Genomic DNA, 9,395 nt, shown 5'->3' on the forward strand with positions numbered 1-9,395 from the left:
AGTTGCGATCGCTTCTTCAAACTCACTCATTCTGACAAACGCTTCCCCTAATTTTACTAATATTTCAAAATCTTGGGGGTTAGCTTCTTTGACTTTTTTATAATAAATTAAAGCTTGTTCACGCTGATTTTTACTCCATAACAAATTGGCATATTTCCAAGATAATTCTAAATTATTAGGTTGAGATTTTAATAAAGTTTGATAAGCGTCCAGATCATCGACATTAAATTCAATGGCTTTTTGATAATATTGACTGGCTTTCTCTAAATCTGTGGGAGTTCCTCGCTGTTTTAATGCCTCAGCTAAACAAGAGTAAATATCTGTTAAATCGGGATTTAATTCTAATGCTTTAGAATAAGAGGCAATCGCAGCATCCCATCGTTCTAATTGAGCTAAAACCCCTGCAAAATTCTGATGGCATTCTGCTGATTCAGGATTCAATTTTATTGCTTGGGAATAGGAATAAACGGCATCTTCCCATTGCTTAAGTTCTGCAAAAACCTTTCCTAAACTGTGATGAAAGATTCCTGCATTGGGTTTAATTTGAATTGCCTGATAATAAGCATTAATAGCTTTATCCCACTGTTTAAAATAAGCATAAACATTTCCCAAAGCCTGATAATTTTCTGGAATTTTAGGATTAAATTCTATAGCTTCTAGTAAAATATTTAAAGCGTCTTGAAATAATTCTTTTTTCACTAACGCTGTTCCTAATATTGAGTATGCTTCTCCCAAATCTGGATTAATTTCAATTGCTTTCCGAGATAAATTGATTGCTTCATCTAGTTGACCTTTTTGAGCGAATGCTTCTCCTAAAAATTGATAAGCGATGGCATCTTCTGAATTGAGTTCCAGAGCTTTTTGATAGTAAGTAACTGCCTCTTCTAATTCTCCTTTTTTAAATAATGCTTTGCCTAAACTATTATAAAATTCGGTAACATTAGGATTAATTTCAATCGCACGTTTTAACGCCTCAATTGTTTCAGGAAAATTGCCTAACTTCAAGAAAACTTTTGCTAACTGATAGTATGACCAAGCAGAATTAGGATTTAATTCTATAGCTCGTTTAAAGGCTTGCATTGCTTCTAATAATTGATTATTTTCTGCTAACGCCTCGCCTAAATTATGATAAACCCAAGGAAAATTCGAGTTCAATTGCGCTGCGCGGTGATAGACAATAATTGCCTCTTGAAGTTTCCCCGCTTGTTTGAGTTGGTTGGCTTCTTCAAATAAATTTGTTGCGGTTTGGAGATGGGTAGATTTAGATAGCATTTTTGATAATTTTAAGAATGGGTTTCAATTGATTAAGGTGTGGATCAAACACCCCTTAGATTAAAGATTGATTTTGAGTTGAACTGTTCCAAATTTAGCATAAGTTCCCTCTTTTAGAACAGCTTGGAATAATAATTCTGTTTGGTTGAATAAATTAGTGAGTTCCAGACTTTCGCAAAAACCACAAACCTCTGAATGAGGGTTTTCAGGATACCGTAAAGCAACATCAGGACGGGAAAAATTAGCTGGAATTTCCTTCATCACTTGACCGTGATTTCCAATAACTTGAACAGCAATTATTTTCTCGTGTTTCCCCAGTACCCAACCTTTAAAATTAATGTAGCTGATTCCGTAATAAGTCTTAATTTCAGGTTTATCTATTGCACAATCCTGTAATAGATTATGATCGCATTCTATGGAAATATCATCAATTTTAACCTCCGCAAATTGCCTTAAACTATAATCGGATGCAGATAACGTTAAGTTAGGATTATAACAGGAATCGTGATCAACATAACGTTGCCATCTTTGGCGCATTAGGGTCACTTCCTGCATAAATCGTTGTAACTTATCCGGTGTTGTATCATAACCTCGGCTTTTCGATTCATAATGATATAAAACAACGTGAGGCAAATAAATATTGCGATAGCCTTCTTCAACTAATTTTAAGCAGAAATCCACATCATTATAAGCCACTGCTAATTGTTCATCAAACCCTCCCACTTGCTCAAATACTTCTCGCCGACACATCAAACAAGCGGCTGTCACCGCAGAATAATTACTCATTGAAATAATTTGACCATAATATCCGGGGTCTGTTTCCAATGCCATGCGGTGACTATGAGCAGCAAAATGACCAATTCCCACCACAACGCCAGCGTGTTGAACAACTTGATCAGGATAACGCAATAACGCGCCTACCGCACCAATAGATTGTCTTTGCACTTGTTCTACCATAGCATCAATCCAATCAGGATGAATGACTTCAGTATCGTTATTTAAAAATAATAAATAATCTCCACTGGCTTTATTTACAGCATCGTTATTAATTTTAGAAAAATTAAAGGGAATATCTAAAGCATAGTATTTAAACCGATTTGGTTCTTTTTCTTGCCATTTTGCTAAAATTTCCTGGGTTTCTGGTTCTCTACTGCCATTATCAATCACAATCACTTCATAATCGGGATAAATGGTTAAGGTAAAGATAGATTCTAAACAGCGATTTAAGATTTCTCCTAAGTCCTTGGTGGGAATAATAATACTAACTTTTTTGTAATTTAAAATCTTGTAGCGAATTTGATAATGCCCTAAATACAGGGGAACATCTTTAACAATTCCCAGTTCTCCTCGGCGGTCAATAGCATCTTGTAACGCTCGTTTTGCTGCTTCATAAGCATAGGGTTTTGCTTCAGTTCCTCCCGCCGCCGAACTGCTATGAATTCGCCAATGATAGAGAATTTTAGGAATATGAAAAATTTGATTTGTTTTTTCCGTAAATCGCAAGACTAAATCATAATCTTGACTGCCTTCATATCCAACCCTAAATCCTCCAATTTGATTAATAATTTCCCGCCGATAAACTCCAAAATGGCAGGTATACATCCGAGATAAAAATGAATCAGGGCACCAATCCGGTTTAAAGAAATGACCCGTTAATTCTCCCTTTTCATTGAGTTTATCTTCATCCGAATAAATCATATCTGCAACCGGATGCTGATTTAATAAACTCACCACTTCATATAACGCATCGGGAGTTAACACATCATCATGATCTAATAATCCAATAAATTCTCCCGTTGCTAACTCTAATGCTGAATTAGAGGTTGCAGAAATATGACCATTTTGAGTTCTGAAAACAACTTTAATGCGGCTATCTTTCCGTTGATATTCTTCTAATATCCCTCGAATATGGGGAGCAGTGGAAGCATCATCCGCAATACACAATTCCCAATCAGGATAAACCTGATCTAACACCGACTGAATGGCTTCTCGCAGAAACACTTCAGGTGTATTATAAACAGGCATAATAATACTAATGACAGGTTGATAGCTGAAATTGTTAATCGTTTCAGCTAAACTTTTCAACTTTTCAGGGGTGGGTGTGTTGTATTTTAACCACGCCTGATAAAGTTGATCATATTGTGATTGAGTTTGAGCCAGGGTAAAGTTAGCCGTTAACCTAGCTTTTTTTTTTCAGCAATTCCTTCTAATTTTTGCAAAACTTCAGGATGTTCTGGTTCTAATTGCAATGCCATTTGATAGAATACAATCGCTCCATCTAAATGATTATGATTGACTAAAGTATTCGCTAACTGAATATACAATTGAGGATCATCCGGTTTAATCTCAATCGCTTTATGATAAGCGGAAACATGATCCGGTTGTTCTTGAATCACATATCGGTAATGTTCTAAAGCTTCTGCCAGATCCAATTTAGCTCGATTTCTTAAAGCATCAGCTAGTTTTTCCTGAATATTGGGTAAACTTGTCCTGAGTTCTGTCGAAGGATCAGACTGAACTTTCATCGCACGACGATAAGCAACAACCGCTTCTTCCCAATTTTCTAATTGAGTTAAAACTTCCCCTAAATTATAGTAAGACCAAGGGAACTGCGGATTGTTCTTAATGGCATTTTGATAAGCTGGAATTGCTTCTTCCCAGCGTTCTAATTTAACTAAGGCATCTGCTAAACTGTTATATGACCAAGAATAACTCGAATCTAAAGTGATCGCATTTTGGTAAGCAGAAATAGCTTCTTCCCAACGTTCCTGTTTAAAGAAAATGTCCGCTAAATTGTTTTGTGTCCAAAACACATTGGGGTTAATTTCAATCGAACGACGATAAGCTTTAATTGCAGCCTCTAGTTGTTCTTGATCTCGCAGCAAATCTCCTAATTTTTGATAAACTTCAGCATTATTATTATCAAGTTCTGCTGATTTTTGATAAGCTTTAATTGCCTCTTCTACTTCCCCTATTTTGGCGAGTGCATCCCCAAAACTTTTATAAGCTTCTGCATCCCCATTGGCATTCATCTGTACCGCTTGACGCAATACTTTAACCGCATCTTGCCAATTTTCTCGCTTAACTAAAACTTTGCCTAATCCATAATAGGAAGAAACTAATTGAGGATTTAAAGCAATTGATTTTTGGTAGAGGTTAACGGCTTCTTCCAAACGCCACTGACTGTTAAAAATTTCCCCAACCTTATAATAGGCAACCGCTTGATTTCCATCTAATTCTAAAATTTGGTTATAAACCCGGATGGCATTATCCCACTGTTGTTGACGGCTAAAGAAATCAGCAAATCCATAATAAAATTCTAATCGGGATGGGGCTAATTCTATTGCTTTTTGATAGGAATGAATCGCCGCTTCTAACTCTCCTTTTGTTGTATATAATTGCCCTAACGGGTAATAGGCATCTGCTAACTGAGGATTTAATTTTAAGGCTTGTTGATAAGCGGCGATCGCTTCATCCCATCGACCTTGTTTAAATCGGGTATTTCCTAAATTACAATGTTCTTCAGGTGTGGCTTTTTCGGGTTCTAAACTGTAAGCTTTCTCTAAACACTGAGAAGCTTTTTCTAACTCGCCTAGCTGGGTTAAAACCTTAGCATAATTTCGATAAACGCCAGCAAAATCCGGTTTTAAATTAACCGCTTGTTGATAATAAGAAGCCGCTTTTTCTAGCCGTTCTTCTTGAGCATATAAACTGCCTAAATTCGCATAAACTTCAGGATATTGGGGCTGAATTTCTAACGCCTTAGAATAACAGCGAATCGCCGCCGACATTTCGCCCAAAATTTGTAGCGCATTCCCTTGAATTTTATAAGCTTCTGCTAAATCCGGTTGCAAACGTAACGCTTTTTGACAAGCTGCGATCGCTTGATCCCATTCTTTCAAGGAACAATAAGCTTGAGCTTGTTTTAAATACGTTTGAGGATTCGTCGGATGATTCACTGAGGGTGTTGTCCCCTTGTTAACGCTTTGTTGTTGCATCGCCCCTGCTAAGGTGTCTTGAGGTGAAGGGTTCGGGTTCCCTACGGCTGTGGCTGCCGCTAAGGTATCTGAAGGATTTAAAGGAGTATTTAACTCAATGGCTTGACGATAAACCTGTGTTGCTTCCTGGGATTTACCCTGCTGCTTAAGAAGAGATCCCAAACTTTGATGAGCATCTGTTAAATTAGGATTCAGTTGAATGGCGGTGCGATAACAAACTTCTGCGGCTTGGACTTCACCCTGTGCCGCCAACTGATTACCCAAGTTTAAATGTTCTTCTGCTGTCACCTGGTTCGGTTCTAACTTGAACGCTTGATATAACGCTTGGGCTGATTTTTGAGGTTGGTTAAGTTGTGTCCAAACTTTCGCTAAATTTCGATAAGCTCCAGCAAAATTCGGTTTCAGGGTAACGGCTTTCTCATAACAAGCAATCGCCTGTTGCCATTGCTGAGATCTCGCATACAAACTTCCTACATTAGCATGAACTTCTGCCCAATTGGGTTGAACTTGCAACGTCCGGCTATACCATTGCTGCGCCTCTTGCAGTTTTCCTTGGCGTTGTAAAATATCAGCCATCAATTTACAACCGGGTGCATAGTCAGACTGAATTTGCAACAACTGATTACAGGCTTTGAGCGCATCCTCAAATTGTCCTTGATTCAAATAGATTTCCGCTTGTTGATGGAGAAACTGTACACTGCGCGCGCGAATTTCTTGATTGTACATAGTTGGTTTCAGTTCAGACACTCAATTGGGCTGTTCCCAAAGCTTATTTTATCGGGTTTTGGCTTTCAGATATCAAATTTTTATTCTTGACGGTTTCGGTCTAATAGGCAAGATCCTTGCGATCCTATGGGGTCGGTCTATTTTCGTTTAACCAAGAGCATTTCTAATAATCGTTTTAAGGAAACGAGATTAACCCAAATATCCTCCGTCAAAGAATTTTGGTACATCAACATCCGTAGAGGATAACACGAAAAACCCTCTCCCGTTACAGAATAGTGTTCTAATCCCAGATATTGACTAATCACCCAATAATAATGGCGATTATAGTGTGGAGACACCCACTCAATCACCTGGGTTCCCGGTTGACAAAAGACAATATTCGTTAAACCGCTACCATGAGCCCCCAAAATTACCTTCGCTTGTGCAAACAAAGCCACTTGTTCGGAAAAGGACAGAGATTCTAATTGTACAATGACAAAACCCCAGGGACGTAGCATTTCTATCACCTCGTCCTCATTCAAAACCCGACGATAGCGAGCATCTCCCCGACTAATATAAATTCGTTCGGGATAATCTACCGCCAGATCTCGGCGATGAGGAAGAAACCAACGGCGTAACGTATCAATGGCCCAAGGTTGCAACCATCCCATATATCCTGGGAAGGAGGGAACAATTAATTGTTGGGCTTGAATATGGGGAAATTGATCACTTTCTAAAATTTTAAATTCTGGAATTCCTAGATGAGTTAAGGTTTCCCGTTGAAAGGAAGCGCGTTGACTATTAACAACAAACCAATCAATTTGATCGAAATCAATCCCACTTTGGCGCAACAATTCCAGTCGCGGTAAAACATCCACCATCCAATGAAAATAAACGTTTCCTGACAACCCCGACAACACCGCCACCCGTCCTTCAATCTGCTGAAGAAGAGGTAATTTTTCCGTTTGAAACACTTGATGTTGTTGGGGATGATAACTTGGACAACCCGGAAGGGGGGCGGGATATTCCCGTGAAACATCGGCTAAAAGTTGGTTATCCGGTGTGATAATGGCGATCGCTTTACAAACCATCCAATAATTTTCTTGGGGAACAATCCAAGCTCGTCCATTGGGAATGGTCGCCACAAACAACGGCGTTGACCCAACATCGGTTGGCGAACTGTTATAGGTTTGAATTCCATGTCCCAAATTCCGGGGCTGAAATGTCTGAAATACACGCTTAAGACAAGGTTCACAATCTAACCCGCCGCATTGAGTCGGAATTTTACCCGGAAGTTGTTCCCAAGATGGTAAATCTTGATGCTTTTCTACCTCAAATCTTGATAATTTTGAGAGGGAATAATAATGGCTATCCTCTAAGTTGTGATTTCTCAACCAAGTTAGAGTTGAATCACAAATTCCTTGGGGAATCTGATTTTCTTGAAATGGAGCTTTTGCCCAATCTTGAAGTAATATTAAGGTTGAAGGGGAGTTCTCAATCAAAGACTGAAATTTCGGTTGCTGCTGTATCTGTAATACCTGACTGTAGTAGTCCGCAGCCGCCGTCCAATCTTCTTGTTTTTCCAGAATTCTTCCTAACTGTAAATTTACTTCTAACAACTGCATTGGGGAAACCTGCGAACCTCCATTCAGTAACATTCGAGCAATGTGATAAGTCGTTATCGCTGCATTCAGTTGTTGACTTTTTAACAAACAATTGCCTAATTTTAGATAAAGATCGACCGAGTGCGGTTGAATTTGTATGGCTTTTTGATAGTAACTGACGGCTTGATCAAATTTGCCATAGGTTACTAAAGCATTTCCTAAGTTTACATAGGTTTGAGCTAGAAAATCATAGATCGTTGTAGCATTTTTTTCTGATCTATCCCACTGTTGTAAAGCGATTAAAAAATGAGCACAAGCTTTTTGAGCTAAAGATAATTCATCATCATCTAAATGTTCTTTCACCCTTTGGCAATAGCTAACTACAAATTTAGGATCTAATCCCATCACGGTTTGAAAATGCTGCAAAGCTGCATCAATTCGACCTAACTGAAGTAAAGAAGCTCCACAATCTGTATAAGCAAATTGATTATTCGGCTCTAATTCAATAACTTTTTCAAAGTAATAAACTGCCGTTTCGTGTTGGTTTTGTTGTTGACAAATCTTACCTAAATTACTATAAGCTAAAGAAAAATCAGCTTTTAATTCAATCGATTTATAATAATATTTAATAGCATCACTAATTTTACCTTTTGCTGCAAACACTTGACCAATATTATTATAAATAGAAAATTGATAATCTTCATCTTGATTATAATTTAAAGCTTGTTCCCAAGCTTTTAAAGCTCCTGCATAGTCATTTTTTCCAAATAATAAACAACCTAAATTATTATAGGCGTTGGCAAAATCAGGCTTTAATGTAATTATATTTTGATAAAGGGCGATCGCTCGTTCCGTGTCTCCAAAGAGCCCATAAGACATTGCTAATGCAAAATAGGCATGAATATGATTAGGATTTTGTTCTAAGGTTTTTTGATAGCATCGAATCGCTTTTGGAACATCCCCACTCCACGAATAAGCTTGACCGAATTGAAAATATAACTCGACCCAATTCGGGCGTAGACTGAGGGCTTTTTTATAGTAAAATAAAGCCTGATCAAATTTTCCTGTATTTCGATAAACCTGTGCTAAATAAGCATAAGCTTCTACAAAATTAGGGTTGACTTTAATAGCTTTATGGTAAGCAGAAATCGCTTCTGAAAATAATCCTTGAACCTCGTACAAATCCCCTAAAATTTTATAGGCTTGAGCCTTGTAGGTTAGAGACTCGTCAGGGCGCGTCTCTACAGCGAAAATTTTTGCAAGGGTGGCATGAGCTTCGCGAACGTTTCCAGCCTCTAAATCGGTTTCTGCTAACTGAATTAAGGCTTCTAGGCTTGAATTCACTCTAACTGTTAACGGGTGACGGTTGACGGTTGACTGTTAAGTGCTAACCGTTAGCACTCAACAGTCAATCTATCTTACTATTTAGATTCATTAATCGCTAAAGGGCGATTTCCTGAACCTGCAACCAAAATCGAAATCGCTTTGGCGTAAAGAGGATCTTGGGATGTACCGATTAACTTAGGATCAGTGGCTAATTGTTTTTTCTGATCATCAGAGAGATCAACTTTAATATCTGGGGTGACTCCTTTATGACTAATATCCGTTCCATTGGGTGTATAGTAATGGGCAATGGAACGGATATTAGTCATAAAGGTGTCACCCCAGATATTAAAGTTGATCTTTCTGAAGATCAGAAAAAACAATTAGCCACTGATCCCAAGTTAATCGGTACATCCCAAGATCCTCTTTACACTAAAGCGATTTCGATTTTGGTTGCAGGTTCAGGAAATCGCCCTTTAGCGATTAATGAATC

The 9,395-nt window shown here is 38.1% G+C and carries 5 protein-coding genes and 1 pseudogene; 1 reads left to right on the plus strand and 5 read right to left on the minus strand.

From position 1 onward, the window contains the following. The 5 genes from ACKPEB_RS15990 to ACKPEB_RS16010 form a co-directional block, all read right to left on the minus strand. Window positions 1-1,272 (minus strand): tetratricopeptide repeat protein (locus ACKPEB_RS15990; protein WP_408965932.1); only part of this gene is annotated, 1,272 nt, incomplete at its 3' end. A 60-nt stretch (window positions 1,273-1,332) separates the two neighbouring features. Beyond that, window positions 1,333-3,357, minus strand: coding sequence for a glycosyltransferase family 2 protein (locus tag ACKPEB_RS15995; protein ID WP_408965933.1), 2,025 nt, complete (start codon window positions 3,355-3,357; stop codon window positions 1,333-1,335). Window positions 3,358-3,446: 89 nt separating this feature from the next. Continuing rightward, complete coding sequence (locus ACKPEB_RS16000) at window positions 3,447-5,996, minus strand: tetratricopeptide repeat protein (protein WP_408965934.1); 2,550 nt, start codon at window positions 5,994-5,996, stop codon at window positions 3,447-3,449. A gap of 137 nt (window positions 5,997-6,133) precedes the next feature. Continuing rightward, window positions 6,134-8,923: a tetratricopeptide repeat protein gene (locus tag ACKPEB_RS16005; protein ID WP_408965935.1), complete on the minus strand. Its 2,790-nt coding sequence runs from the start codon at window positions 8,921-8,923 to the stop codon at window positions 6,134-6,136. A 77-nt stretch (window positions 8,924-9,000) separates the two neighbouring features. Further along, on the minus strand, window positions 9,001-9,231 hold the full coding sequence (locus ACKPEB_RS16010; protein WP_408965936.1) for a hypothetical protein: 231 nt from the start codon (window positions 9,229-9,231) through the stop codon (window positions 9,001-9,003). Between ACKPEB_RS16010 and ACKPEB_RS16015 the strand changes: the two are divergent. Beyond that, window positions 9,205-9,395, plus strand: a pseudogene (locus ACKPEB_RS16015) (peptidase S41); the annotation flags it as partial. The gene ACKPEB_RS16010 and the pseudogene ACKPEB_RS16015 sit on opposite strands and share 27 nt — an antisense overlap.

Source organism: Planktothrix sp. (assembly GCF_046067725.1).
Classification (GTDB): Bacteria; Cyanobacteriota; Cyanobacteriia; order Cyanobacteriales; family Microcoleaceae; genus Planktothrix.